2 protein-coding genes are annotated in these 1,222 nt (G+C 32.5%); one reads left to right on the top strand and one right to left on the bottom strand.

The annotated features are described in order from the left end of the window. Window positions 1–269 precede the first annotated feature (269 nt). A complete protein-coding gene (locus F6K22_RS41230; protein WP_293110982.1) occupies window positions 270–542 on the top strand; it encodes a hypothetical protein in 273 nt (90 codons plus the stop codon). 546 nt (window positions 543–1,088) lie between these two features. Here the strand turns inward: F6K22_RS41230 and F6K22_RS41225 are convergent. Next, window positions 1,089–1,220, bottom strand: a complete 132-nt coding sequence (locus F6K22_RS41225) for an SsrA-binding protein (RefSeq protein WP_375340250.1) — start codon at window positions 1,218–1,220, stop codon at window positions 1,089–1,091. Between the last annotated feature and the right edge of the window lie 2 nt (window positions 1,221–1,222).

The following is a 1,222-nucleotide window of genomic DNA, read 5'->3' as shown; positions in this document are numbered from 1 at the left end:
TAGTGTTATGGCGCTACGCGCAAGTCAGAAGTCAGAAGTCAGAAGTCAGAAGTAATCCTTGACAACGCAAACAGAATTTATTAAGCTCCTAGCCCTTGGTTTGACTGCTATAAATTACATTCTAGCATGAATAAAATGTCTTGAAACTGATAACTGAATACTTAAAGCTAATAGCTATAATATTACTCAGAAGCTATAGGATTTGATATTAAATAAATAAAATGTTAAAATTTTAAGATTTAGAACTTTAGTTTAAGAGGTATTGAGTTATGAGAGACTTGAGTAATGTTCCAATACATTTGCTCGATCACGAACATTATCGTCAAATGTTAGTTCGTGATGGTCAACGTCGTTTTAATGAGTGGCACACGGAATATTTGAAGTATCAGCAAGGGTTTCTCCAGGATCAACGGCGTCGAATTCAGGAACTAGAAAATTTGCGTGAGTCTATTTACAAAGATCATAAACGTCGTTCCCAAGAATCTAGGAAAGAGTTTTTGCGTTATCAAAATAAGTTTCTGAATGAAATGCGTCGTTATTAAGTTGATATTTTTGTACTACAAATTAATCAGGTGGGGTGGAAATTTATTTTTCTATAAATGCAGGGCAAACGCATCTAAAATTCTGGCAGTTTTGGGCATTAATTTTTTATATCCAATCCGGATGATTATTTATTGTAGTCATTGCGACTGGAACGGAGTGGAAGGAAGCAATCTCTTGCAACCCCTGAGATTGCTTCCTTTTGGTCGTAATGACGACTTTTCAACCGGATTCTATATTACTGAATATTGATGCTGATTATCAAATAGATGCTTTATGGGAGATTGAGTTAGAAAAAATAGTTGAATAAATTGAATAAGGAAAAGTTTAAACAGTGAGTCACAAACAGGTATTTCAGAAATTACTTTCTAGAGAAAAATAATAGGTTGTAATTTTAATTCATAGGCACAAATAAAAATAAAAGAAGCTGTCGCATATTATGATACTAAAATTTATAGTGATCAATTAAATTTCCTCTACGTTTGACTATCTCAATAAACTATACTAATAGCAAAATCATCAAATTTACTGTCATACAATTTGTTAATCTAATATTGTTTAATTGCTCTTTGCATAGCCCGTTTATCATCTCTACGCTTAATAGTTTCACGCTTATCATAAAGTTTTTTACCTTGTGCCAAAGCAATATCAACTTTTACCCAACCGCGTTTAAAATACAAGA

This window comes from Okeania sp. SIO2F4 (assembly GCF_010672385.1).
GTDB lineage: Bacteria > Cyanobacteriota > Cyanobacteriia > Cyanobacteriales > Microcoleaceae > Trichodesmium.
This window is presented reverse-complemented; position numbering and strand designations above follow the sequence as displayed.

Bases quoted from the DNA above. Each gene is read 5' to 3' on its own strand.
- F6K22_RS41230 (WP_293110982.1), top strand. From the start codon at position 270: ATGAGAGACTTGAGTAATGTTCCAATACATTTGCTCGATCACGAACAT.